Source organism: Actinacidiphila sp. bgisy160 (assembly GCF_965342435.1).
Taxonomy (GTDB): Bacteria; Actinomycetota; Actinomycetes; order Streptomycetales; family Streptomycetaceae; genus Actinacidiphila.
In genome coordinates this window covers 46,410-70,137 of the sequence record NZ_CBDRCM010000039.1, presented here as the reverse complement: position 1 = coordinate 70,137, position 23,728 = coordinate 46,410, and the positions used below count along the sequence as shown (strand labels likewise).

At 72.1% G+C, this 23,728-nt stretch carries 22 protein-coding genes; 9 read left to right on the top strand and 13 right to left on the bottom strand.

Features of this window, described 5'->3' with window-relative positions; all coding sequences use genetic code 11:
- Positions 1-12: 12 nt before the first annotated feature.
- Positions 13-489, bottom strand: coding sequence for a hypothetical protein (locus tag ACRWNP_RS26330; RefSeq protein ID WP_431965505.1), 477 nt, complete (start codon positions 487-489; stop codon positions 13-15).
- Between the two features lie 107 nt (positions 490-596).
- Entirely contained in the window at positions 597-1,535 is a 939-nt protein-coding gene (gene miaA / locus ACRWNP_RS26325; RefSeq protein WP_431965487.1) for a tRNA (adenosine(37)-N6)-dimethylallyltransferase MiaA, read from the bottom strand.
- A gap of 103 nt (positions 1,536-1,638) precedes the next feature.
- On the opposite strand from miaA, the gene ACRWNP_RS26320 reads away from it, so the two are divergent.
- Entirely contained in the window at positions 1,639-1,878 is a 240-nt protein-coding gene (locus ACRWNP_RS26320) for an antitoxin (RefSeq protein ID WP_431965485.1), read from the top strand.
- A 35-nt stretch (positions 1,879-1,913) separates the two neighbouring features.
- On the opposite strand, the gene ACRWNP_RS26315 is transcribed toward ACRWNP_RS26320, so the two are convergent.
- From ACRWNP_RS26315 to miaB, 3 genes are read right to left on the bottom strand one after another with little or no spacing between them, the layout of a single operon-like run.
- The gene (locus ACRWNP_RS26315) at positions 1,914-2,609 is read right to left on the bottom strand and encodes a hypothetical protein (protein ID WP_431965483.1); all 696 of its coding nucleotides are present in this window, start codon (positions 2,607-2,609) and stop codon (positions 1,914-1,916) included.
- A gap of 25 nt (positions 2,610-2,634) precedes the next feature.
- Positions 2,635-2,964, bottom strand: coding sequence for a hypothetical protein (locus tag ACRWNP_RS26310; protein WP_431965481.1), 330 nt, complete (start codon positions 2,962-2,964; stop codon positions 2,635-2,637).
- Positions 2,965-3,008: 44 nt separating this feature from the next.
- On the bottom strand, positions 3,009-4,499 hold the full coding sequence (gene miaB, locus ACRWNP_RS26305; RefSeq protein WP_431965503.1) for a tRNA (N6-isopentenyl adenosine(37)-C2)-methylthiotransferase MiaB: 1,491 nt from the start codon (positions 4,497-4,499) through the stop codon (positions 3,009-3,011).
- 312 nt (positions 4,500-4,811) lie between these two features.
- On the opposite strand from miaB, the gene ACRWNP_RS26300 reads away from it, so the two are divergent.
- Together ACRWNP_RS26300 and ACRWNP_RS26295 are read left to right on the top strand one after the other, a co-directional pair.
- Positions 4,812-5,795: a TAXI family TRAP transporter solute-binding subunit gene (locus ACRWNP_RS26300; RefSeq protein WP_431965479.1), complete on the top strand. Its 984-nt coding sequence runs from the start codon at positions 4,812-4,814 to the stop codon at positions 5,793-5,795.
- A 126-nt stretch (positions 5,796-5,921) separates the two neighbouring features.
- Positions 5,922-7,763, top strand: coding sequence for a bifunctional serine/threonine-protein kinase/glutamate ABC transporter substrate-binding protein (locus ACRWNP_RS26295; protein WP_431965477.1), 1,842 nt, complete (start codon positions 5,922-5,924; stop codon positions 7,761-7,763).
- Between the two features lie 37 nt (positions 7,764-7,800).
- On the opposite strand, the gene ACRWNP_RS26290 is transcribed toward ACRWNP_RS26295, so the two are convergent.
- The 5 genes from ACRWNP_RS26290 to ACRWNP_RS26270 are packed head-to-tail and all read right to left on the bottom strand — an operon-like array spanning position 7,801 to position 13,619.
- Positions 7,801-9,582, bottom strand: coding sequence for an HAD-IA family hydrolase (locus tag ACRWNP_RS26290; RefSeq protein ID WP_431965475.1), 1,782 nt, complete (start codon positions 9,580-9,582; stop codon positions 7,801-7,803).
- Positions 9,583-9,630: 48 nt separating this feature from the next.
- A complete protein-coding gene (locus ACRWNP_RS26285) occupies positions 9,631-10,725 on the bottom strand; it encodes an ABC transporter ATP-binding protein (RefSeq protein ID WP_431965473.1) in 1,095 nt (364 codons plus the stop codon).
- Positions 10,726-10,732: 7 nt separating this feature from the next.
- Complete coding sequence (locus ACRWNP_RS26280; RefSeq protein ID WP_431965471.1) at positions 10,733-11,566, bottom strand: ABC transporter permease; 834 nt, start codon at positions 11,564-11,566, stop codon at positions 10,733-10,735.
- On the bottom strand, positions 11,554-12,450 hold the full coding sequence (locus tag ACRWNP_RS26275) for an ABC transporter permease (RefSeq protein ID WP_431965469.1): 897 nt from the start codon (positions 12,448-12,450) through the stop codon (positions 11,554-11,556). The genes ACRWNP_RS26280 and ACRWNP_RS26275 overlap by 13 nt, the downstream gene beginning before the upstream one ends.
- A gap of 8 nt (positions 12,451-12,458) precedes the next feature.
- Complete coding sequence (locus ACRWNP_RS26270) at positions 12,459-13,619, bottom strand: ABC transporter substrate-binding protein (RefSeq protein ID WP_431965467.1); 1,161 nt, start codon at positions 13,617-13,619, stop codon at positions 12,459-12,461.
- 278 nt (positions 13,620-13,897) lie between these two features.
- Between ACRWNP_RS26270 and ACRWNP_RS26265 the strand changes: the two genes are divergently transcribed.
- A complete protein-coding gene (locus tag ACRWNP_RS26265) occupies positions 13,898-14,665 on the top strand; it encodes a GntR family transcriptional regulator (protein ID WP_431965465.1) in 768 nt (255 codons plus the stop codon).
- Here the strand turns inward: ACRWNP_RS26265 and ACRWNP_RS26260 are convergent.
- Together ACRWNP_RS26260 and ACRWNP_RS26255 are read right to left on the bottom strand one after the other, a co-directional pair.
- Positions 14,640-16,028 carry an ATP-binding protein gene (locus tag ACRWNP_RS26260; protein WP_431965463.1) on the bottom strand — a complete coding sequence of 463 codons (1,389 nt, stop codon included), beginning with the start codon at positions 16,026-16,028 and terminating at the stop codon, positions 14,640-14,642. The genes ACRWNP_RS26265 and ACRWNP_RS26260 overlap by 26 nt on opposite strands.
- A gap of 14 nt (positions 16,029-16,042) precedes the next feature.
- Positions 16,043-16,753 (bottom strand): response regulator transcription factor, encoded by a 711-nt coding sequence (locus ACRWNP_RS26255; RefSeq protein WP_431965461.1) that lies wholly within the window; start codon positions 16,751-16,753, stop codon positions 16,043-16,045.
- Between the two features lie 289 nt (positions 16,754-17,042).
- On the opposite strand from ACRWNP_RS26255, the gene ACRWNP_RS26250 reads away from it, so the two are divergent.
- The 5 genes from ACRWNP_RS26250 to ACRWNP_RS26230 all read left to right on the top strand — a co-directional run bounded on the left by ACRWNP_RS26250 (position 17,043) and on the right by ACRWNP_RS26230 (position 22,147).
- Complete coding sequence (locus ACRWNP_RS26250; protein WP_431965459.1) at positions 17,043-17,819, top strand: amino acid ABC transporter ATP-binding protein; 777 nt, start codon at positions 17,043-17,045, stop codon at positions 17,817-17,819.
- Between the two features lie 39 nt (positions 17,820-17,858).
- Positions 17,859-18,782, top strand: a complete 924-nt coding sequence (locus ACRWNP_RS26245; RefSeq protein ID WP_431965457.1) for a glutamate ABC transporter substrate-binding protein — start codon at positions 17,859-17,861, stop codon at positions 18,780-18,782.
- Between the two features lie 111 nt (positions 18,783-18,893).
- The gene (locus ACRWNP_RS26240) at positions 18,894-19,541 is read left to right on the top strand and encodes an amino acid ABC transporter permease (RefSeq protein WP_431965455.1); all 648 of its coding nucleotides are present in this window, start codon (positions 18,894-18,896) and stop codon (positions 19,539-19,541) included.
- Positions 19,538-20,386: an amino acid ABC transporter permease gene (locus ACRWNP_RS26235; RefSeq protein ID WP_431965453.1), complete on the top strand. Its 849-nt coding sequence runs from the start codon at positions 19,538-19,540 to the stop codon at positions 20,384-20,386. Before ACRWNP_RS26240 ends, ACRWNP_RS26235 begins: the two co-directional genes overlap by 4 nt.
- Positions 20,387-20,491: 105 nt before the next feature.
- On the top strand, positions 20,492-22,147 hold the full coding sequence (locus tag ACRWNP_RS26230) for an FAD-dependent monooxygenase (protein ID WP_431965451.1): 1,656 nt from the start codon (positions 20,492-20,494) through the stop codon (positions 22,145-22,147).
- Positions 22,148-22,152: 5 nt separating this feature from the next.
- On the opposite strand, the gene rny is transcribed toward ACRWNP_RS26230, so the two are convergent.
- Complete coding sequence (gene rny / locus ACRWNP_RS26225; protein WP_431965449.1) at positions 22,153-23,640, bottom strand: ribonuclease Y; 1,488 nt, start codon at positions 23,638-23,640, stop codon at positions 22,153-22,155.
- Between the last annotated feature and the right edge of the window lie 88 nt (positions 23,641-23,728).

Genomic DNA, 23,728 nt, shown 5'->3' with positions numbered 1-23,728 from the left:
TGAGTCTACGGGTCAGCGCAGACGGGCGACCCGCCAGAAGGCGAGCAGCGCCATCACCACCGTGATCGCCGCGTACAGCGCCACGAAACGCCAGTCCGGGCGGCGGCCGGAGCCGCGGGCCGGCAGCCCCGGCCAGGTGTAGCCGACCCGGCGGGCGGCCATGATCCCCCAGCCCGCGGAGCAGCAGCCCAGCAGGAGGCCGAGCATCGCGACGACCGCGCCGCCGTCGCCGGTCTCGAAGGCCAGCGGGAAGGCGAACATCAGCGAGCCGAGCACACCGAGGGCCACGATCGGGGCGAGCTGCCACGCGCGCAGGCGCCGCTCGGGACGCAGCTCACGGAAGGACTGCTGCTCCTCCGCGAGGGTCTGCTCGTCCAGCGGGTCCTCCAGGGGGCCGTCCACGACGAGCCGGTCGCGCTGCTCGAGCTCCTCGCCGGAGGCGCGCTCGGTGTGTTCCGGCTGTGGTCCATTGCGAGGGCCGGCTTCCATCGCCACGCGCCCTCCCAAGAAGTCCGACACCGTAGCTTCGATGCTCGATGATGTCACGCTCGAAGCGGCGTCAAGTGCCGCTGGGGCGTCCCGATGCCATCACGTGATCAGGCTGTGACCGCCCGACCGGACGGGCCGAGAAGGGCGAGCGCCTGGCCGGCCAGTTCCTGTCCGCGGCCCGCCAGCCAGTGCACCCGGCGGTCCCGGCGGAACCACGAGTCCTGACGGCGCGCGAAACGTTTGGTGGCGCGGACGGTCTCGGCGCGCGCCTCCGCGTCCGTGCACTCCCCGGCGAGCGCGGCCAGCACCTGCTGGTAGCCGAGGGCCCGGGAGGCCGTGCGTCCCTCGCGCAGGCCGGCCGTCTCAAGGGCGGCCACCTCGCCGACCAGTCCGGCCTCCCACATGCGGTCGACCCGCAGCGTGATCCGTTCGTCGAGTTCCGGGCGGGGCACGTCGACGCCGATCTGGACGGTGTCGTACACGGAGTCGTGCCCGGGCAGGTTGGCGGTGAAGGGGCGGCCGGTGATCTCCACGACCTCCAGCGCGCGGACGATCCGCCGGCCGTTGCTGGGCAGGATCGCGCGGGCCGCCTCCGGGTCCACGGCGGCCAGACGGGCGTGCAGCGGCCCCGAGCCGAGCGCGCCGAGCTCCGCCTCCAGCCGGGCGCGCACCTCCGGGTCGGTGCCGGGGAACTCCAGGGCGTCGATGGCGGCGCGCACGTAGAGCCCCGAGCCGCCGACGAGCACGGGGGTGCGCCCGGCGGCCAGCAGCCGGTCGATCTCGGCGCGGGCGAGACGCTGGTACTCGGCGACGCTGGCGGCCTGGGTGACGTCCCATATGTCGAGCAGGTGGTGCGGCACTCCCTGCCGCTCGTCCTCGCCGAGCTTGGCGGTGCCGATGTCCATGCCGCGGTACAGCTGCATGGAATCGGCGTTGATCACCTCCCCGTCGAGGGCCTGGGCAAGGGCGACTCCGAGGTCGGACTTGCCGGCCGCGGTGGGGCCGACGACGGCGATCACGTGGGGGACGTCGTTTCTCACGTGCACAGTTTCGCAAATTCCGGCGGCGCGGATTCACCCGTGGACGAGTAAGATCGTTACAAGAAAAGGGTCATTTCTAGCAAAAGGCATCCATGGGAGACGGTGACGCATGAGCTTCAAGGACACGCTGAAGGCCAAGGCCGAGCACGCCAGGGCCAGGGCGAGCGCCAAGGCCGGCGGCTTCATGGAGCAGCACGGCGAGGCGATCGGCTCCCGGCTGGACAAGGTCGCGCACACGGTGGACGAGAAGACCAAGCACAAGTACAGCGGGAAGATCCACAAGGGCGTGGACAAGACGAAGGGCGCCATGGAGCACCTCAAGGACAGCGGCTCCAAGGACACGGCCTGAAGACGTCCCACCCGGCCGGCCGGACCCGACGGGTCCTATGACCAGGCCGCCACGAAGTAGCCGACACCATAGGGCGCCTGGTCGTAGAGGAGTTGCCCGCCGAGCCCGGCGCCGTCGGCGGCACCGGACAGCACCTGCCAGGGGGCGCGTCCGGCCGCCCCCAGTTCGGTCGCGAGCCCCGCGTCCAGGGCCGCCAGCGCCCCGGTGTCGGCGGCGGCCAGGGCGCGCGCCACGGAGGCGTCGAAGGGCTCGGCGCGCTCGTCGAGGTAGCCGGGCGCCTTGAGCGTCCGGCAGGTGCTGCCGTCGCCCATGACCAGCAGCGCCACCCGGTCGGCGAGTTCCGCCAGGCCCCGTCCCAGCTCCAGCATCCGGCCGGCCGGCGCATGCGCCGGCACCGCGCAGGCGTGCAGGGGCGCGGTGGAGCCGGCCCGCGTCAGGAGCCAGCCCGCCAGCGTCAGCGACGGGGCCAGGGGCTCGGGGTCGCTGCCGTCGCCGAGCCGCACCGTCAGGTTCACACCGTACGGGCGCAGCGAGCCCGTACCGCCGCCCTCCCAGACGTGCGCGGAGTCCGCGGCGCCCACCACGACCAGCAGATCGGGGCGCGCGGCGGCCAGCACGGCCAGCGCGTCCGCGCAGGCGGCACGCAGCGGGTCCAGTTCCGGCGCCGCCCCCGAGGCGACGTCGGGCACGAGCAGCGGCGGACAGGGGCAGACGGCGGCGGCGACCAGCATGATCGGAACCCTACCGTCCGTCGTCTCAGAAGCCCTCGGGCACGCGGTCCCAGGGCTCGGCCGTGGCGGCGACCTTCGGGTCCTTGCTGTCCCGCACCAGCTCGGCGACCGTGAAGCGGCAGATGTAGGTCGTGGTGACACCCTCGTTGACCTGTACGAACCCCTCTCCCGAGCGGTACAGCCGGCTGCGCCGGATGCTGAAGGGCTTGCTCGGCCGGTAGGCCAGCGCCGCCTCCTCCAGCTTCCGCAACGCCTCCTGCCGCGTGCCGTCGGCGTGACCGAGGAGTTCGAACTCCCAGCGCCTGGCGTCGCCGCTGCCCACGGTCTCCTCGGCGAACAGCCCCCAACGAGCCACCTGCGTCCCCCCTCGTTTTCGCGGTCCTCACGGACCCGCGCCGGTCAGTCGCAGCCGCATCCCGGTGCGGCCGCCGCCGGGGCCGGCACGGGCGCGCCGATCGTCGGCAGGCCCAGCATGACACCCGCGGGTCTGGCCGCCGCGGCCGAGGTGCGGCGCTCCCAGGCGTCGCCCGCGGGAGTGCGGCGGACGCCGAAGGCCGGGTCCTCGGCGAGCAGGTGGTGCGGCGCGGCGTAGCTGATCCGTGCCATGACCACGTCGCCGGGGCGGACCGGCTCGGCGGGCGGCGCGAAGTGCACCAGGCGGTTGTCGGGGGCGCGGCCGGACAGGCGGTGCGTGGCCTCGTCCTTGCGGCCCTCTCCCTCGGCGACCAGCACCTCCAGGGTGCGGCCGACCTGCTTCTTGTTCTCGGCCCAGGAGATCTCCTCCTGGAGCGCGACCAGCCGCTCGTAGCGCTCCTGGACGACCGCCTTCGGCACCTGCCCCTCCATCTCGGCGGCCGGCGTGCCAGGGCGCTTGGAGTACTGGAAGGTGAAGGCCTGCGCGAAGCGCGCCTCGCGCACCACGTGCAGCGTCTGCTCGAAGTCCTCGTCGGTCTCGCCGGGGAAGCCCACGATGATGTCGGTGGAGATGGCGGCGTCGGGCATGGCCGCGCGCACCTTCTCGATGATCCCGAGGTAACGGTCCTGCCGGTAGGAGCGGCGCATCGCGCGCAGCACCGTGTCGGAGCCGGACTGCAGCGGCATGTGCAGCTGGTGCATCACGTTCGGCGTCTCGGCCATGGCCGCGATCACGTCGTCGGTGAAGTCTCGCGGGTGGGGCGAGGTGAAGCGGACCCGCTCCAGGCCGTCGATCTTCCCGCAGGCGCGCAGCAGCTTGCTGAAGGCCTCGCGGTCGCCGATGTCGGAGCCGTAGGCGTTGACGTTCTGGCCGAGCAGGGTGACCTCGATGACGCCCTCGGCGACCAGCGCCTCGACCTCGGCGAGGATGTCGCCGGGGCGGCGGTCCTTCTCCTTGCCGCGCAGCGCGGGGACGATGCAGAAGGTGCAGGTGTTGTTGCAGCCGACCGAGATCGACACCCACGCCGCGTAGGCCGACTCGCGCCGGGTCGGCAGCGTGGACGGGAAGGTCTCCAGCGACTCGGCGATCTCGACCTGCGCCTCTTCGGCGATCCGGGCGCGCTCCAGCAGCACCGGGAGGCTGCCGATGTTGTGGGTGCCGAAGACGACGTCGACCCAGGGGGCCTTCTTGACGATCGTGTCCCGGTCCTTCTGCGCCAGGCAGCCGCCGACGGCGATCTGCATGCCCGGCCGGGCGGCCTTCTGCGGGGCCAGGCGGCCGAGGTTGCCGTAGAGGCGGTTGTCGGCGTTCTCGCGGACCGCGCAGGTGTTGAAGACGACAACATCTGCGGACACCGAGCCGTCCTCGCCCTTGGGCGCGCGGACGTAGCCGGCCGCCTCCAGGAGGCCTGCCAGCCGCTCGGAGTCGTGGACGTTCATCTGGCACCCGTAGGTGCGGATCTCGTAGCTCTTCACACCCTGCTCTTCACGCTGCACCCATCCAGGGTAAGGGCGCGCCGCGCGCGCCCGTGCCCCCGCCCGCCCTTGTGGCGGGCGGCTGCGGGCGGCGGGAAGTGGGTGCCCAGCAGCAGGGTGTCCTTACCCGCGTACCCGCCGGGCAGCACACGGGGGGTACGCACGGCCGGTACCGGGTCGATGCCGGGCGGTGCTGGTATCCCGGGGTCGGCGGCAGGGGTGTTCCCCGTGGGGCTGGTCCGCACCGGCGGTGGGCCGGGCCGGCGGGACGGCGCTGGCCAGTGCGACGGGGGGACTGGCACTATCGCGGGGATGGAGCTCTCCCGGATCGGCAGAGGCAGGGCCGTGCAGGCCGTGCTGGCGGTGGCGGCGGCGGTCGCGCTGCTGCTGTGGTGGGTGCTGCCCTCCAAGGGGCCGTCGTACCCGAAGGACCGGATCGACATCGCCACCGGTGTGCGCAACGGCGTGTACGACACGTACGGCAAGCGGCTCCAGCCCTACCTGCACACCGGCCTGCCGGGGGTGCCGGTGCGCCTGGTGCGGTCCGAGGGGTCCGTGGACAACGTCCGGCGGGTCGCGACCGGCAAGGCCGACTTCGCGATCGCCGCGGCCGACGCCGTCGCCGACTACGACGGCCCGGGCGCGGAGCGGCTGCGCGCCTGCGCCCGGCTGTACGACGACTACATGCAGCTTGTGGTACCCGCCGACTCCCCCGTGCGGTCGGCGAAGGACCTGCGCGGGCTGCGGGTGGGGATCGGCCAGCCCAGCTCCGGGGTGAACCTGATAACGCAGCGGCTTCTCGAGGCGGCGGGCCTCGGGAAGCCCGGCGACGTGCGGCGCCGCACGGTGGGCATCGACCGGGCGCCGGAGATGCTGCGCCAGGGGAAACTGGACGCCTTCTTCTGGTCGGGCGGACTGCCGACCAAGACCATCGCCAACCTTGCGGAGACCACCGACGTGAAGCTGGTCCAGCTCGGCGACCTGGTGGCCCGGCTGCACGCCGAGAGCGGGGAGTCGACGTTCTACCGGCAGGCGGTCATGCCGGCGGACGCGTACCCGATGGTCCGGGGCCGCGAAGCGGTGCAGACGATCGCCGTGGCCAACCTGCTGATCACGACGGACCGGACGGACACCGGGCTGGTGGAGCGCGTCACCCGCACGGTGATCGACAGCCGTGACCGGATCGGTCAGGAGGTGCACGCCGCCCAGCTGATGGACCTGCGGACGGCGGTCTTCACCGACCCGTTGCCGCTGCACGCGGGCGCCGAACGCTACTACCGGTCCGTGAAGCCCTAGAACGTCCCCGGGACCGGTACGGACCATTCCGCCCGACATGAGATCATCTCGCGTCCCGGGGACGATGTGCATCCCCGTCAGAGCCCCCTAACCTGTAGCGGACCACGTACCGATGGGGGCACACGCATGAGTTCTGGGGGTATGCCGCACACCCTCGTCGACGGCCGCTACGAGCTGCGCCGGCAACTGGGGCGCGGCGGCATGGGCGTGGTGTGGGAGGCGCACGACAACCGGCTCGGCCGTCAGGTCGCCGTCAAGGAACTGCTGTTCCGCGGCGCGCTGGACCCGGAGACCCAGGCCCAGTGGGTGGAGCGGGCGCGCCGGGAGGCGCAGGCCATCGCCCGGATCGGGCACGAGCACGTGGTCGCCGTGCACGACGTGATCGAGGCCGACGGCCAGGTCTGGATCGTCATGGAGCAGGTCAACCCGCACTCGCTGGCGGACCAGTTGCGCGAGCGGGGCCGGATCCCGGCGCTGCAGGCGGCGCGGATCGGTCTGGAGGTGCTGCGCGGGCTGCGCGCGGTGCACGCCGCCGGGGTGCTGCACCGCGACGTGAAGCCGCACAACATCCTGTTCCGCCGCGACGGGCGGGCGGTGCTCATGGACTTCGGGATCGCGACCTTCGAGGGCGCCGCCCAGGTGACGCGGATGCACGAGACCGTCGGCACCCCGCAGTATCTGGCGCCGGAGCTGGCCGGCCGGCTCACCCCGACGCCCGCCGCCGACCTGTGGTCGCTGGGCGTCACGCTCTACGAGATGGTCGAGGGCCGGGCCCCGTTCCGCGGGCCGACGCCGTACGAGGTACTGGAGGCCGTCCGCACGGCGGAACCGCCGCCGACGGCGCACGCGGGGCCACTGCGCCCGCTGATCGACGGGCTGCTGGTCAAGGAGCCGGGGGCGCGCCTGTCGGCGGAGCGCGCCGAGCAGTTGCTGCAGCACGTGGCGCAGGAGACCCCGCAGTTCCCGGTGGGCGTCCACCCGGACTACGACCCCGACGCCACGCGGACGGACGGGTCCGGCGTCAGCATACGGCAGGTTCCCGACTCCGTGACCCCGCCGCGGGATCCGCGGCCCCCGCACCCGCGCCCCTCCCGGCGGCGCTGGTACACGCTTGCGGCGGGCGGGGTCGCCCTCGCGGTCCTGGCCGCGTGCGGCTGGTTCGTCTTCGACCGGTCGCGCGACGCCGGGCCGGACCTCTCCGACTCGCAGACCATCCAGGCGGCCCGGACACGCGGCTACCTGCTCGTGGGCGTCAAGGAGGACCAGCCCGGCCTCAGCGAGGCCTCGGCCACGGCCAAGGGCGGCTACGAGGGCTTCGACATCGACCTGGCCTGGGCGATCGCCCGCAAACTGGGCTTCAAGGAGGTCCGGTTCGCGGTCGTCAACACCCAGTCCCGCGAGTACCGGCTGGGCACCGGGCAGGTCGACCTGATAGTGGCCAGCTACTCGATCACCGATGAGCGCAAGAAGCAGGTCGACTTCGCCGGTCCCTACTACCAGGCCGCGCAGGACTTCCTCGTGCGCGACGAATCCCCCGTCCACGGCACGCAGGACCTGTTCGGCCACAAGGTCTGCACGGTCACCGACTCGACGCCCGCCGAACGGCTGCGCAAGCAGTACCCGTTGATAAAGACCGAGCAGCTGGCCTCGTACGGTCTGTGCGTCGACGAACTGCTCGCCGGCCGGGTCGACGCCGTGTCGACGGACGACATCATCCTGGCCGGCTACCGGGCGCAGCACAGCAAGCGACTGCGCCTGCTGGGAGCGCCGTTCGGCAGCGAGGCGTACGGCGTGGGGCTGCACAAGGACGAGCCCGCGCTGAAGCACGCCATATGCGGCGCCATCAAGGAGCAGATCTCCTCCGGCGCCTGGCGGGACTCGTACAAGAAGCACCTCAAGCCGCTGACCCCGCAGGAGCTGGCGGATCAGCGGCCGCCGGAGTTCGAGAGCATGGAGGAGTGCCGCTGAGCCCGTGCCACCGGACCGGTCGCACGGGCCCGCCTGTTCAGGACCAGGCGAACGTGGTGACCACGGCCGCGTGGTCGGAGGGCCAGTCGTTGCCCGCCACATGCGGTCCGGGACGGTGCTCCCCGGTGACCAGGGTCGTGGAGTCCAGCACGCGCAGGGCCCGCCCGGCGTACAGGACGTAGTCGATCCGGTCCTGCGGCTCGGGCTCGGGGTTGACCGGTGACCAGGTGGTGCCGGGGTCGCGCACGGGGTCCGGGTGGGCCTCGCGGTAGGAGTCGCGCAGCCCGGCGGCCTCGGCGGCGAGGGTGACCGGCCAGGGCACGGGACCGTACCCGCCGTGCAGGGGCGCCGCCTCGGCCGTCCAGTCCAGGTGCGAGGGGACGTTGAAGTCGCCGACGAGGACGACCGGGGTGGTGTCGCGGGCGGCGAGGTCATCGGCCATGTCGTGCAGGATGTCCCGGAACTGCTCCAGGCGTCCCGAGGCGGCCTCGTGCTCGACGAGCACCTCGACCGGCTGCCGGTCGTGAAGGGCGTCGTAGGGGCCGTACGGGGTGTAGTTGAGGTGCGCGCTCCACAGCGTGACGTCGCGGCCCTCGTCGAGCCGGATGGTGGCGCCGAGGCCGCCGTAGAACGGGCTCGCGGGCAGGCCGTGGCGGGAGGCGATCGGGTAGCGGCTGATGACGCCGAGGTTGTCGCCCGCCTGGTGGTGCTCCCAGCCCAGTGCCTCGGCGAGTTCCTTCGCGGAGTGCGTCCGCGTCTCCTGAAGGCCGACGACGTCCACGTCGGCGTCCAGCAGTACACGCAGTTGCTTGTCGCGGTGGTCGTCGACGCGGCTGCCGCCGAGCCACAGGTTCCAGCTCATGACGCGCAGGTGCCGCACCATGGGCTCGTCCGCCGCGACGACCGGCACACGCACGGTGACGGTGGCGGAGCGTCCGTCGGCGTCCGTGGCGGTGACGCGGACCTGCGCGTCGCCGGGCGCGTCGGGGGTGCCGGTGACCGTGCCGTCGGCGCAGACCCGCGCCCAGCCGGGGCCCGAGGACTTGGCGTACGTGACGGGAGCACCGCGCAGCAGCCCGGCGACGGTGGCGCGGAACAGCTCCCCGACGCGGGCGCGGCGGCTGGTGAAGGCGGGCACGAGGAAGGACGGCGGCCGCGCGACCAGGGCCCGCAGCAGAAGGACGTCGGCCCGTTCCAGGCTGCCGAGCACCGCACGACCGGCGCCGGGGGCGATGGGCGTCAGGGACGGCACGGCGAGCACGCGGCAGCCGGCGGCCTCGGCCGAGGCGACACCGGTCGGGGTGTCCTCGACGGCCACGCACGCGCCGGGGTCCACGCCGAGGGCGCGGGCGGCGGCGAGGTAGGGGTCGGGGGCGGGCTTGGTGCGGGGTGTGTCGTCGGCGGTCAGCGAGACCGCGAAGCGCTCGCGGCCCAGCACCGCCAGCACGACGTCCACGACCTCGCGCGGGGACGCCGAGACCAGGGCGATGGGGATGTCGTGCCGGGCGAGTTCGTTCAGCAGCTCCAGCGCGCCGGGGCGGGGGACCGTGCGTGCGCGGACCCGCTCGGCGAACTCCCGGTGCAGGTGGGCGGCCAGCTCGTCGGCGCCGGTCGCCGTGCCGGTCGTGGTCGCCAGGTGGGCGGCGGTGTGCTCGACGGCGCGGCCGAGGACCTCGGTCACGTCCGCGTCGCCGAGCACGTGCCCCAGCCCGGCGGCCACCTCGGCGACCGCCTCCCACCACAGCTCCTCGGTGTCGACGAGCGTGCCGTCCATGTCGAACAGGACGGCCTGGAGCGGATGGTGCGGTGGGTGGGTCACGGGGCTCTCTTTCGTCGGGGGTGTGGGGGGATGGAGGTGCGGCAGGGGTCAGACGGCGCGCGCGGTGACCAGGACGGGCCGGTCGGGCAGGGAGACGGCGACGGTCGCGCCCGGCGGCAGGGAGGCGGCGTCGGAGCTGGCCAGGTCGGCCTTGACGGAGGTCCCGTCGGCCAGTCGCACGGTCACCCGTGTGACGGCGCCGAGGAAGGCGGTCGCCACGACGCGCGCGTCGCCGGTGGGGTCGGCGGTCACGCGCACCGCTTCGGGGCGTACGAGGACGTCCACCTCGGTGCCGGCGGGCACCTCGCCCTGGGCGGGGAGCCGCCGGCCGAGGACCTCGACCTGGCCGCCGTCGGTCAGCCGGCCCGGCAGGCGGCTGTTGGTGCCGACGAACTCGGCGACGAAGGCGGTGGCGGGGCGGTCGTACAGCTCGGCGGGAGCGGCGCACTGCTCCATCCGCCCGGCGTTCATGACGGCGACGCGGTCCGCCATGGACAGCGCCTCCTCCTGGTCGTGCGTCACGAACAGGGTGGTGATGCCGAGTTCGCGCTGGAGGCGGCGGATCTCCTCGCGCAGGGTGGTGCGCACCTTGGCGTCCAGCGCGCTCAGCGGCTCGTCCAGGAGCAGTACGCGCGGGCGCAGCGCCAGGGCGCGGGCGAGGGCCACGCGCTGCTGCTGGCCGCCCGACAGCTGGTGGGGGTAGCGGTCCCCGTGGTCCGGCAGGCCGACGAGCTCCAGGAGTCCGGCGGCACGAGTGCGCCGCTCGGCGGCGCCGACCTTGCGCATGCGCAGCCCGAAGGCGACGTTGTCGGCGGCGCTCAGGTGCGGGAAGAGGCTGTACGACTGGAAGACCATGCCCGCGTCACGGCGGTGCGCGGGGATCCTGGTGACGTCCTCGCCGTCGACCAGGACCTGCCCGGAGTCGGGGTGCTCGAAGCCGGCGAGCATGCGCAGCGCGGTGGTCTTGCCGCACCCGGACGGGCCGAGCAGTGCGACGAGTTCGCCGGGCCGGACGGTGAGGTCCAGCCCGTCGAGTGCGACGGTGGTTCCGAAGGATCGGCGCAGGGCCCGGAACTCGACGGTGGCGCCGCTGCTCGCGGCGGTCACGGCGTCGGCGACCGGGGCGGGTGAGGTGTCGGTCATCTGTCGGTCACTTCCGGGAGGCGGATGAGGTCGGGCGGCGTCCGCCGACGGCGGCCAGGATCAGCAGCAGCACCCAGGTGACCAGCAGGCTGAGCACCGAGACGGCCACGGACAGCTGTGCCTGCGAGCCGCTGACCGTGACGATCCACACCGCGAAGGGCTGGAAGCCCAGCAGCTGGGCGACGGTGAACTCGCCGAGCACGAGGGCGAGAGTGAGGAAGGATGCGCTCAGCAGCGCCCCGCGCAGGTTCGGCAGCACCACCCGGATCAGGGCGGCCGGCCAGTTCGCACCGCAGGACCGGGCGGCCTCGACGAGGGTGCGGACGTCCACCGCCCGCAGTCCCGCGTCCAGCGCCCGGTAGACGAAGGGCAGCGCCATGACCACGTAGGTGAGCACCAGGACGACCGGGAAGGACGGGTTCTGGATGGCCACGAAAGTCTGGAAGAAGGGCGTCGTGGCCAGGTGCTCGGGGCCCCAGCGCAGCACACTGCTGACCCCGGCGACCAGCGCGATCGGCGGCACCACCAGGGGCAGTGAGCAGATCACCTCGACCAGCGGGCGCAGCCGGGGTGCGGACAGGCGCAGCGCCACCATGGCGGGGACCATCAGCAGCAGGACGACGGCGATGGTGGCGGCCGCGAGTTCCAGGGAGAGCAGCAGGCTGGAGGTGAAGCCCTCGGCCTTGAGGATCTGCCCGTAGGCGTCGAAGGTGATGCCCTGGCCGGGGACGTCCACAGTGAAGATCACCGAGGCGGCCAGCGGCACCAGGAAGTAGAGGCCGGCGCCGGCGAGGACGATGCCGCGCCAGGGCCGGATCCGGGTGTCCGTCAGACCAGCCATCGCGCGCTCCGTCGTTGCAGGGGCAGGTAGACCGCCATGACCAGGCCGGCGACGACGATCATGTCGAGGCTCAGGGCGAGCGCCACGTTCTCCTGCCCGACCAGGACGTTGCCGGAAATGGCGTCGGCGATCTGCAGGGTGATCAGCGGAACCGAGCTGCCTACCATCGCCGCGGCGGTGGCGTAGGCGGCGAAGGCGCTGCCGAAGAGCAGTACCAGGCCGCCGAGGAGTGAGGGGGCCAGCACGGGCAGGGCGACGTGTCGCCAGTACTGACCGGCGGTGGCGCCGTTGTTCTGGGCGGCCTCGCGCCACTGGACGCGCAACCCCTCCAGCGCCGGGGTCACGGTGAGCACCATGAGGGGGATGAGGAAGTAGAGGTAGACGATGACCAGGCCCCAGAAGCTGTAGAGGCTCCAGCCGTGGTCGGCGAGACCCAGGTGGCGGGTGAGGACGCCCGCGTTGCCCAGGGTCGCCACGAAGGCGAAGGCCAGCGGCACCCCGCCGAAGTTCGCGAGCACGCCGGAGGCGGTCAGCACGGCTTCACGCAGCGCGCGGAACCGCGAGGTCACCACGGCCTGTGCGAGCAGCAGCCCGAGCACCGCGCCGATGGCGGCGGAGAGCCCGGACAGCTTCACACTGCCCCACAGGGCGGTCAGGTAGGCGCCCTGCAGGGAGGTGGTCAGGTTCGCCGTGGTGTACGAGGAGGCCCCGGTCGCGGGGTCCTTGACGGTGAAGGCGCCGTTGATCATGGCGACCGCGGGGGCCCCGAAGCAGATCGCCACGAAGACGAGCAGCGGGAGCACCGCGAGCCAGCCGGCCGAGCGCCGCCGCGCCGGGGCGGTTGCCCCGGCAGCGGCGGCGACGGGCGCCGCGGTGGCGGTCATCGGGCCGGTCATCCGGAGACGGCCTTGCCCCAGCCCTGGGCCAGCACGCCCTTGGCCTTGTTCTGCTGGTCATCGGTCGGGAATGACGGGGTGCCGGTGACCGGGGGGAGCTTGGCGGCGGCGGTCCTGTCGAGGGTGCCGGCCTTGTCCATGGCGGGCATCAGCACGGGACGGGCAAAGCCGGCGAGCCACAGGTTCTGGCCCTCGGCGCTGTACAGGTACTCCTGCCACAGGCGGGCGGCCGCCGGGTGCGGGGCGTCCTTGTTGATCGCCTGCGCGTAGAACTGGGCGTACTGGCCGTCGCTGGGGACGGAGACCTTCCAGTCCACGCCCTTGCTCGCGAACTCCTCGGCGTAGCCGGCGTTGAGGTAGTCCCAGTCGATGCTGATGGGCGTCTCGCCCTTCTCGACCGTGGCCGGGGTGGACTCGACGGGGTTGTAGTTGCCGTTCTTCTTCAGCTTGCCGAAGAAGTCGATACCGGGCTGGATGTCGTCGAAGGAGCCGCCGCCCGCGAGCGCCGCCGCGTAGACGCCGCCGAAGGCGGAGCCGGACTTGGTCGGGTTGCCGTTCAGCGCGACCTGGCCCTTGTACTCGGGCTTGAGCAGGTCGGCGAAGGTGGTCGGGCAGTTCTTGACGCGCTTGGCGTCGCAGCCGATGGAGACGTAGCCGCCGTAGTCGTTGTACCAGCGGGCCTGGGCGTCCTTCTGGGCGGCCGGGATGTCGTCGTAGGAGGCGACCTTGTAAGGGGCGAACAGGCCCTGCTGCGCTCCGCTGATCGCGAACGCCGCGCCGAGGTCGAGGACGTCGGGGGCGCGGTCCTGGCCCTTGCGGGAGGTGACGGCGTTGATCTCGTCCTGGCTGGAGGCGTCCGGGGTCTCGTTCTGGACCTTGATGCCGTACTTCTTGGTGAAGCCGTCGATCAGCGCGCCGTAGTTGGCCCAGTCGCGGGGAAGGGCGATCGCGTTGAGCGTGCCCTCCTTCTTGGCGGCGGCGACCAGGGCGTCCATGCCGCCGAATTCCTCGGCGGAGGTGGCGGTTGCCGCGCTCTTGCCGTTCTTGCCGTCGGCGGAGGTCTGCGTGGTGGGGGCCGAGCCGCAGGCGCTGAGCGCCAGCGCGGTCACGGCGAGGCCGGCGGCGACTGCGGCCGCCTTCGGGAGGGACGCGGGCACGGAAGTCTCCTGGAGGGGAAGTCGGGTCCTGAAGGCCAGGGAGGTCGGGAGCGATTCGACTTGTCCGAACAAGTTGGCCTCCAGTAGGCCGTGCGTCAATGACCTTTCCGTAAACGGCAGGAAAACCTCGGCAAGCCCGCAGAGGGCTGTCGTCCCTTTTCGGCCAAGGACTCGGTGACCACCTGCCGGGGCCGTGAACCCATGCGCGCGATCGGTGCCCGGCTCGTCTACCCTGAGCGGTGTTGTGCGCAGACAGTGAATGAACGGAAGGGGGCACGGTGGCGGCGCGGCACGAGGAGATCGCCGAGGAGCTCCGGCGGGCCATCGACGACGAGGAGTACACGGTCGGTGCGCTGCTCCCCCCTGAGACGGAACTGGCCGCCCGGTACGCCGTCTCCCGCGGCACCGTCCGTCAGGCCGTCGCCGCGCTGACCGCGGAGGGGCTGATCGGCTCCCGCCAGGGCGCCCGCCGTGTCGTGCTGGCCAGCCGGCGCAGCCAGAGCTTCGCGGAGCTGCGCAGTTTCGCCCAGTGGGCACGGGCGATGGGCCGCGCCGCCTCCGGCGCCGTGGTCCGCACCGAGATCCGGCCGGCCACCGCGGAGGACGCCACGCGCCTGCACCTGCGCGCGGGGACGGACGTGCTGTACGTGCTACGGGTGCGCGAACTGGACGGCGAGCGCGTCCTGGTGGAGCGCACGGTCTACGCCGACTGGATCGCCCCCGCGGTGCTGCGCATAGAGCCGGATTGCGAGTCGGTCACCCAGCGGCTGTACGACGACACGGGCCTGGTCTTCGCCTACGGGGAGCACCTGATCGACGCGGTCGCGGCGGGCACCCGGGACAGCGAACTGCTGGGCGTGCGGCGCGGCAGCCCGCTGCTGCGGGTACGCCGGGTGACCACCACGCAGAAGGGCCGCCCGGTGGAGTGGTCGGACGACCGCTACCGCTCGGACGCGGTCAACTTCAGCATCCACAACTCGATCGGCTCCAACCCGCTGGCCCGCCAGGCCGGCCCCGGGCTCAGGGAGCCGTACGCGGCACCGTGAGGGTGACCCGCAGCCCGTGCGGCTCGTTCGGCGCGTAGGCGATGCTGCCGCCGCCCTGGGTGAGCAGCACCCGCGCGATGGACAGTCCGAGGCCCGAGCCGTCGACGTTCTGATGGCGCGGGCTGCGCCAGAAGCGGTCGCCGATGCGGGCGAGTTCCTCCTCCGTGAGCCCCGGGCCGCCGTCGGCCACGGTCACGTCGATCGCTCCGGGGCGGCCCGGCAGCTCGGTGGTGACCCGTACGCACTCACCGTCCGGGGTGAACTTCACCGCGTTGTCGATCACGGCGTCGAGGGCGCTGGACAGCGCCACCGGGTCCGCCCAGCCGGTCACGGCCGCGGCACCCCCGTAGGTGAGCTCCACGCCGTCGCGCTCGGCGACCGGCCGCCACGCCTCGACGCGTTCCGCGGCGAGGGCGGCGATGTCGGTGAGGGCGAGGTTGGCCTCCGCGTGCTCGGCGGTGGCGAGGCCCAGCAGGTCGTCCAGGACCGAGGCCAGGCGCTTGCCCTCCTCCCGGACCGAGGCGATCTCCTCGTGCCCGTCGGGCAGTTCCAGGCCCAGCAGCTCGATCCGCAGCAGCAGCGCGGACAGCGGGTTGCGCAACTGGTGGGAGGCGTCGGCGACGAAGGCCCGCTGCTGGTCGAGGACCTCTTCGACGTTGTCGGCCATCTCATTGAACGACCGCGCCAGGCGCCGCAGTTCGGGCGGTCCACCGGACACCGCCACCCGGGACTTCATGCGGCCGGTGGCGATGTCGTGGGTGACCCGGTCCAGCACCCGGACCGGGCGCAGCACCCAGCCGGTGAGCCGGAAGGCGGCCATGACGGCCACGATCATGGCGGCCAGTTCACCGGCCGCCAGCAGCAGCCAGCCGCGCAGGATGCGCGAGCGCATGGCACCGGTGGGCGAGTCGGTGAGCACGACCGCGACGACGTCGCCGTCCCGGACGACCGGGGAGGCGACCGGCAGCGAGCGGTCCTGCCAGGGCCAGATCTGCTTGGGGTCGTGGCTGCGCCGCCCGGCGAGGGCCTCGCTGTACGCGGCGAAGGCCTCACCGCCGGTGGGCAGCTTCCAGCCCTTCGGGGCCGAGGCGATCGGATGGCCGTCGCGGTCGAAGACGCCGGCCCTGATGCCGTACACCTTCTGGTACTGCAGCAGCTCCGTCCTCAGCGTGCTCTCCCGTTCACCGCCGCCGTCGGTGCTCACGTACTGCGCCAGCGCGGCGAAGCGCGCGGTGTCGTCGATGCGGTCCACGACGACCCGCTGCTGCTGGGTGGCGGCCAGGCTGGCGGCGAGCGGGAAGCCGAGGGCCAGCAGCACACCGGCCATCAGCACGATGAGCAGTGGCAGCAGCCGGGTATGCACGGAGCGACGGCCTCCTAGCCGGAGGGCACGACGAGGCGGTAACCGACCCCGCGCACGGTCTCGATCAGGGACGGCAGGCGCAGTTTGGACCGCAAGGACGCCACATGCACCTCAAGGGTGCGTCCGGTCCCCTCCCAACTCGTCCGCCACACCTCACTGATGATCTGTTCACGGCGGAAGACCACTCCGGGCCGCTGCGCGAGCATCGCGAGCAGGTCGAACTCCTTGCGGGTCAGCGCGACCGGCTCGTCGCCGACGGTGACCTTGCGGGTCTCCAGCTCCACCCGGACCTGCCCGAGGGCGATGACGCCGCCGTCGGCCTCCGCACCCTCGGCCTCGGGCCCCGCGGGCGCCTCCTGCGCCTTGCGGCGGCAGACGGCGTGGATGCGGGCGAGCAGCTCCCCGGTGTCGTACGGCTTCACCACATAGTCGTCGGCGCCGAGGTTGAGGCCGTGGATGCGGGAGCGCACGTCGGCGCGGGCCGTCACCATGATCACGGGGGTGGCGGTGCGCAGCCGGATGCGGCTGCACACCTCGAAGCCGTCCTGGTCGGGCAGGCCGAGGTCGAGCAGGACCACGTCGAAGCCGGGACCGTGGTCGGGCAGCAGCGCGTGCAGCGCCTCCTCGCCGCTGCGGGCGTGGGTGACCTGCAGCCCGTGCTTGGCCAGCACGGCCGACAGCGCGGCGGCGACCCGGTGGTCGTCCTCCACGAGCAGCAGTCTCATCCGTTCACCTCCCACGGCTCGGCCCCGCACGCCCCCACGGCGTGCTCTACCACGGAATACACGCCGATGGGCCGCCCGCGCGTCAAGCGCAGCCCGGCCCTGTGTGGCGACTGTTACGGAGCCGGTACGCTGCACAACCGGCCGGGCTCACCCACGGTGCCGGATTTGCGCCAGTCGGTGACCGGATCGTAATGCTCAAGTTCCCCTCAGATGTACTGACTCGGTTTGCCAAGCGTCAATAGGGTGATCACCAAGGTCTGGTCAACCGACGAGGATGGAGCACACGCCGATGACCGAAGTCCCGGTGACCGAGGACGCCGCTCCGGCGGCCGACGACCTGGTCGTGCTGAAGGACGTGAACAAGCACTTCGGCGCGCTGCACGTGCTCCAGGACATCAACCTCAGCATCGGCCGCGGCGAGGTCGTGGTCGTCATCGGCCCCTCGGGGTCGGGCAAGTCCACGCTGTGCCGGGCCGTCAACCGCCTGGAGACGATCGACTCCGGTCTGATCACGATCGACGGGAAGCCGCTGCCCCAGGAGGGCAGGGAGCTGGCCCGGCTGCGCGCCGACGTCGGCATGGTCTTCCAGTCGTTCAACCTCTTCGCGCACAAGACGGTCCTGGAGAACGTCACGCTCGGCCAGGTCAAGGTGCGCAAGGCCGGGAAGAAGGCCGCCGAGGACCGCGCGCGCGCCCTGCTGGACCGGGTGGGCGTGGGCAGTCAGGCGGACAAGTACCCGGCACAGCTTTCCGGAGGCCAGCAGCAGCGCGTGGCCATCGCCCGGGCGCTGGCGATGGAACCGAAGGTCATGCTCTTCGACGAGCCGACCTCGGCGCTCGACCCGGAAATGATCAACGAGGTGCTGGAGGTCATGCAGCAGCTCGCACGCGACGGGATGACGATGGTTGTCGTCACCCATGAGATGGGCTTCGCCCGGTCCGCCGCCAATCGCGTCGTCTTCATGGCGGACGGACGGATCGTCGAGCAGGCGACGCCCGACCAGTTCTTCAGCAATCCCCGGAGCGACCGGGCCAAGGACTTCCTTTCGAAGATCCTTCACCACTGAGAGCGACACCGACGGTTCGCCGACCTAAGGATGATCACGATGAGGTTCCGTACCACTGCCGCCGCCGCTCTGGCCGTCCTGGCGCTGACCGCCACCGCCACCGCGTGCGGCAAGGAGGGCTCGCCCTCCTCCTCCGGCACCCCTGACAAGGACGGGTCCAGCAGCGCGGCCACCGCCGAGCTGCCCAGCTACACCGTCAAGACCGGTGTGGACCTGGCCGGCTCCAAGACCTGGGACCGGATCAAGAAGAACGGCAAGCTCGTCATCGGCGTCAAGGCCGACCAGCCGAACCTGGGTTACCAGGACCCCGGCAGCAAGAAGTACTCCGGCTTCGACATCGAGATCGCCAAGATGATCGCCGCCGACCTCGGCTTCGACGAGAGCAAGATCGAGTTCAAGACGATCCAGTCGGCCAACCGCGAGACCGCCCTCTCCGGCGGCCAGGTCGACTACTACGTCGGCACCTACACCATCAACGACGAGCGCAAGAAGTCCGTCTCCTTCGCCGGCCCGTACTTCGTCGCGGGCCAGGACCTCCTGGTCAAGAAGGGCAGCAACATCAAGAGCACGGACGACCTCAAGGGCAAGAAGGTCTGCTCGGCGACCGGCTCCACCTCCATCCAGCGCATCAAGGACGGCGGCTACGGCGCCGAGCCGGTCGAGTACGACTCGTACTCGCTGTGCGTGCAGAACCTCGCCTCCGGCCAGGTGGACGCGGTGACCACGGACGACGCCATCCTCAAGGGCTACGCCGCTCAGGACCCGGCCAACCTCGAGGTCGTCGGCAAGCCGTTCTCCGAGGAGCCCTACGGCGTGGGCCTGCTCAAGGACGACAAGGTGCTGCAGGACGCGATCACCAACGCCCTGAAGAACCACGAGGACAACGGCGACTGGAAGAAGGCGTACGACGCCACGCTCGGCAAGTCCGGCGTGAGCGCCGAGATTCCGCAGCTCCAGTCCTGAAGCGGTCGGGACCCGGCCTGACCCGGGTCCCGACCCCCTTCCCCGGCACAGCCCGAGCCTGATGCGCCGGCGGCCTGGAGCGGCCGTCGGCGCACCCCTTTCGGAGAATCGATGAACGTACTGCTGGACAACTTCGCGCTCTTCCGCGAGGGGTTCCTCGGCACGGTGGAGCTGACCGCGCTCAGCGGGGCGATCGCCCTGGTGCTCGGGGTGATCATGGCCGCGTTCCGGGTGTCCCCGGTTCCGCCCCTGCGTGCCTTCGGCACCGCGTGGGTGACGCTGCTGCGCAACACCCCGCTGACCCTGCTCTTCTTCATCGCGGCGCTGGTGCTGCCCCGGCTGGGGCTGAACACCTGGAGCTTCTTCCGGCTCGCGGTGCTGGCCCTGAGCTGCTACACCTCGGCCTTCATCTGCGAGGCCGTGCGCTCGGGCATCAACACCGTCCCGCTCGGGCAGGCCGAGGCCGCCCGCAGCCTCGGGATGACCTTCACCCAGACCTTGCGGCTGATCATCCTGCCGCAGGCCACCCGGACGGTGCTGCCGCCCATCGGCAGCCTGCTGATCGCGCTCACCAAGAACTCCGCGATCGCCGGTGGCTTCAGCGTCTTCGAGCTGTTCAGTGTCCAGAAGACGCTCGGCGAGGAGGGCTACAACATCTTCGCGATCTTCATCTGGGTGGCGCTCGCCTACCTGATCATCACCCTCTTCATCAGCGCGGTCTTCCGACTGCTCGAGAACCGGCTGGCGGTGGCCCGATGAGCGCGAACGTCCTCTTCGACGCGCCCGGCCCCCGGGCCAGGATCCGCAACCGGGTCGTCGGCGCGGTCGCCGCCCTGGCGATCCTCGTCCTGCTCTGGTTCGTCTACCGGCGGCTCGACGAGTCGGGGCAGTTCGCCTCGTACCTCTGGGAGCCCTTCCAGTACACCGATATCCAGCAGCGCATCGTCGACGGCCTGCTCGCCACGCTGAAGGCGTTCGCGCTCGCCGCGGTCTTCTCGCTGGTGCTGGGCGCGGCGCTGGCGGCGGGCCGGCTGTCGGACCACGCCCCGGTGCGCTGGGTGGCGACCGTCGTCGTGGAGTTCTTCCGCGCGATGCCGCTGCTGATCATGATCTTCGCGCTGTACGTCGGCGTCTTCACCTCCGCCCCGCTGTGGGCGCTGGTGATCGGCCTGACCCTCTACAACGGCTCGGTGCAGGCCGAGATCTTCCGGGCCGGCATCAACGCCGTACCGAAGGGGCAGCGGGAGGCGGCGTACGCGATCGGGCTGCGCAAGACGCAGGTCATGGTCTTCGTGCTGATCCCGCAGGCGACCCGGGCCATGCTGCCGTCGATCATCAGCCAGCTGGTGGTCACCCTGAAGGACACCTCGCTCGGCTACATCATCACGTACGAGGAGCTGCTCTACACCGGCAACCTCATCGCGAAGAACAGCGCGGGCTTCCCCTTCATCCCGATGATCATCATCGTGGCGCCGATCTACATCCTGATGTGCCTGGCGCTCAGCGCGCTGGCCAACTGGATCGAGCGGCGGGGCCGCCGCAGCCGCAAGGGCGCGCCGCCGAAGGCCGGCGACATCAAGGCGGTGGAGGCCGCCGCGGAGTGACGGTGCGCCAGGCGCGCCGCCGCGCGGCAGGTGTCGTCACTTGACGCACGCACGCGCAGTAGGTTGCATACGCAATGTGACTGCACAACTTCCCGGGACCGCGCAGTGGACCCGGTGATCATCGCGGGGGCGGGTCCGGTCGGGCTCGCCCTCGCGCTCTGCCTGGCCCGGCACGACGTGCCGAGCATCGTCCTGGACGAGCACGACCACGCGCCCGCACTCTCCGCGGAACGCACGGCCGTCCTGAGTCCCGAGACCGCCGGGCTGCTGGTCCGGCTGGGCCATCGAAGGCTCTACGAGTCCGGCGCCACCTGGGACGCGTGGCGGACGCTGCGCCGACGGCAGGAGACCGTCCGCGTGGAGTTCGGAGACCGCGCCTCCGGCGGTCAGGGGCCCTCCCCGCTGCACATCGGGCAGGAACGCCTGGAGCACGGGCTGCGCGGGGCCCTCGCCGAGCAGGCGCTGGCACGGATCGTCCCGGGGGCGCGCGTCGACTCTGTGGAGCCGGACGAGCGCGGGGTCAGCGTCCGCACCAAGGGCGCCAACGCCACCTGGTGGCGCGGGAGCTACCTGATCGGCTGCGACGGCCCGCGCTCCACCGTGCGCAAGCTGCTGGGGGTGCGCTTCCCCGGCCGCACGGCCGTCGACCGGCACGCCGTCGCCGCCCTGCGGGTCGCACTGCCGGACGAGGGCGTGGCGCTGCTGCACCGCGAGCCGCCGGGGCCGGGCGCGGGCCTGGAGGTGACGGCCCGTCCGCTGCCGGACGGAGTGTGGCGGCTGGACTGGCTGCTGCCCGCGCGCGGTGAGCCGCTCACCTCCGACGAACTCGTCTCGCGCATCCGCGGCACCCTCACGGCCTGGTGCGGAAGCGTTCCGTCGTACGAGCTGCTGGGCTCCGCCGAGTACCCGGTGCACCAGCGGCTGGCCCGGCGCTGGCGCGCCGGACGCGTCTTCCTGGCCGGCGACGCGGCGCACCTCATGGGCGCGCTGGGCGCGCAGGGCCTGGAGGAGGGCCTGCGCGACGCCGACAACCTCGCCTGGAAGCTCTCCCTGGCCTGGCACCACGGGGCCTCGGACACCCTTCTCGACAGCTACCAGGCCGAGCGGCGCGGCGCGGTGGGCGCCCGGCTGCGGGCCACCGACCAGGTGCTGCCGCTGCTGCGGGCGAGCGGAGTCTGGCACACGGTACGGCGCTCCGTGCTGTCCGGCTCGGCCCGGCGGTATGCCGAACTGCTCACCGACGGCCACCTCGGCCGCGGCCCGCTCGGCGCGCCGCCGGTCTACGCCCGCTCACCGCTCGCCCTTCCCGCCCCCCGCGGGGCGGGGGCGGCGGCCTCGGCCTCCTCGGCGGCCGCGCCATCGCCGCTGCTGGGGTCCTGTGCCACTCCCCCGGGCGGTGCGGTCGTCGACGTGCCGGTCACGGCACTGGACGGCTCCAAGGCGCGGCTGTACGAACGCCTCGGGCGTGACCTGCTGGTCGTCCTCGTCGCGCCGGGCACCGGTGTGTGGGAGAGCCGGCACTGGCTCACCGCGGGCCTGATGCCCCGGCTGGCCAAGGCGGTGGCGGCCCTGCCCACCCGGGCGGAACTGCTCGTGGCGGAGGCCTATCCGGGGTCCACGGCGCACAGCGTGCTGCTGATCCGCCCGGACGGCCACCTGGTGACGGTGATGACCGGCTGCCGCCCGACCGAGCTGTACGCCTACGCCGACCTCGCCCGCGGCGGCCCTCCGAGCCCCGTCCAGGACCGCGTCGCCCACTGACGGGCTCAGCGGGCGAACTCCGTTGCGCGGGACTCCCGGACGACGGTGATGCGGATCTGGCCGGGGTAGGTGAGTTCCTCCTCGACCTGCTTGGCCACGTCGCGGGCGATGACCTGCGCCTGGATGTCGTCGACGTCCTCCGGGTGCACCATGACCCGGACCTCGCGTCCAGCCTGCATGGCGAAGACCTTGGCCACGCCCGTGTGCGCGGCGGCGATCTGCTCCAGGCGCTTGAGCCGGCGGACGTAGCTCTCCAGGGACTCGCGCCGCGCGCCGGGACGGCCCCCGGAGATGCCGTCGGCGGCCTGGGTGAGGACCGCCTCGACGGTCCGGGGGGCGACCTCGTTGTGGTGGGCCTCGATGGAGTGGACGACGTCCTCGGACTCGCCGTGCCGCCGCGCCAGGTCCGCGCCGATGATGGCGTGGCTGCCCTCGACCTCGTGGGTGAGGGCCTTGCCGATGTCGTGCAGCAGCGTGCCGCGCTTCACCACGACCGGGTCGATGCCGAGTTCGGCGGCCATCATGCCCGCGATGTGCGCGGACTCCAGGAGGTGGCCGAGCACGTTCTGGCCGTAGGAGGTGCGGTAGCGCAGCCGCCCGAGCAGCGTGACCAGTTCGGGGTGCATCTCGGTGATGCCGATCTCGGTGAGCGCGTCCTCGCCGTGGCGTACGCAGAGCTGCTCGACCTCGGCCTGCTTGCGCTCGTACACCTCCTCGATGCGGTGCGGGTGGATGCGGCCGTCGGTGACGAGCGCGTCGAGGGCGAGCCTGGCGACCTCCCGGCGCACCGGGTCGAAGCAGGAGAGCAGCACCGCCTCGGGGGTGTCGTCGATGATGAGGTTGACCCCCGTGATGGCCTCGAAGGCACGGATGTTGCGGCCCTCGCGGCCGATGATCCGGCCCTTCATCTCGTCGCCCGGCAGTTGGAGCACCGAGACCACGGACTCGGCGGTCTGCTCGGTCGCCACGCGCTGGATCACCCCGGCGACGATCCGCCGGGCGCGTTCCTCGCCGCGGTCGCGGGCGGCCCGCTCGATGTCGCGGACGATCAACGCCGCCTCACGCTTGGCCTGTTGCTCGGCGGAGCGCACGAGGTCGGCTCGGGCCTCGGCGGCGGTGTAGGCGGCGACCCGCTCCAGGACGTCACGCCGCTCCTCCTCCAGCCGGTTGAGCTCGGCGCGGCGGCGCTCCAGTTCCTCGCGTTCCTCCGCCAGTTCGCGGCGACGCCGGTGGAGTTGCTCGGATTCGGCGTCGATACGGGACTCCCGGTCGGCGAGCCGCTGCTCACGCCGCTCCAAGTCGGCCCGGACCTCCTGGACTTCCTCCTTGGCGGTGGCCCGGATCTCCCGGGCCTCACGCTCGGCCGCCGCCCTGAGCTGTTCGCGTTCCGCACGGAGCCGTTGGAGCAGCACCCCCGCGGTGACGGCCACGACCACGGTGACGGTCACGGCCACGACCGTGAACACGGATTCGGTCCCCAGCGCGATGCCCATGGCACCAACTCCCGTATCTCTGAGGACGCGATCCCTCACCCGTTGTGAGGCTAGGTCGACTCAGAGGCACGGTCAAGGAACCTCAGCG

What these genes read in the sequence shown, in the direction of transcription:
- ACRWNP_RS26295 (WP_431965477.1), top strand. Translation starts at nt 5,922, where the DNA reads ATGAGTTCTGGGGGTATGCCGCACACCCTCGTCGACGGCCGCTACGAG.
- ACRWNP_RS26315 (WP_431965483.1), bottom strand. Translation starts at nt 2,609, where the DNA reads ATGCTGGTCGCCGCCGCCGTCTGCCCCTGTCCGCCGCTGCTCGTGCCC.
- rny (WP_431965449.1), bottom strand. Translation starts at nt 23,640, where the DNA reads ATGGGCATCGCGCTGGGGACCGAATCCGTGTTCACGGTCGTGGCCGTG.
- ACRWNP_RS26255 (WP_431965461.1), bottom strand. Translation starts at nt 16,753, where the DNA reads ATGAGACTGCTGCTCGTGGAGGACGACCACCGGGTCGCCGCCGCGCTG.
- ACRWNP_RS26245 (WP_431965457.1), top strand. Translation starts at nt 17,859, where the DNA reads ATGAGGTTCCGTACCACTGCCGCCGCCGCTCTGGCCGTCCTGGCGCTG.
- ACRWNP_RS26250 (WP_431965459.1), top strand. Translation starts at nt 17,043, where the DNA reads ATGACCGAAGTCCCGGTGACCGAGGACGCCGCTCCGGCGGCCGACGAC.
- ACRWNP_RS26240 (WP_431965455.1), top strand. Translation starts at nt 18,894, where the DNA reads ATGAACGTACTGCTGGACAACTTCGCGCTCTTCCGCGAGGGGTTCCTC.
- ACRWNP_RS26320 (WP_431965485.1), top strand. Translation starts at nt 1,639, where the DNA reads ATGAGCTTCAAGGACACGCTGAAGGCCAAGGCCGAGCACGCCAGGGCC.
- ACRWNP_RS26235 (WP_431965453.1), top strand. Translation starts at nt 19,538, where the DNA reads ATGAGCGCGAACGTCCTCTTCGACGCGCCCGGCCCCCGGGCCAGGATC.
- ACRWNP_RS26330 (WP_431965505.1), bottom strand. Translation starts at nt 489, where the DNA reads ATGGAAGCCGGCCCTCGCAATGGACCACAGCCGGAACACACCGAGCGC.
- ACRWNP_RS26275 (WP_431965469.1), bottom strand. Translation starts at nt 12,450, where the DNA reads ATGACCGCCACCGCGGCGCCCGTCGCCGCCGCTGCCGGGGCAACCGCC.
- ACRWNP_RS26300 (WP_431965479.1), top strand. Translation starts at nt 4,812, where the DNA reads ATGGAGCTCTCCCGGATCGGCAGAGGCAGGGCCGTGCAGGCCGTGCTG.
- ACRWNP_RS26280 (WP_431965471.1), bottom strand. Translation starts at nt 11,566, where the DNA reads ATGGCTGGTCTGACGGACACCCGGATCCGGCCCTGGCGCGGCATCGTC.
- ACRWNP_RS26285 (WP_431965473.1), bottom strand. Translation starts at nt 10,725, where the DNA reads ATGACCGACACCTCACCCGCCCCGGTCGCCGACGCCGTGACCGCCGCG.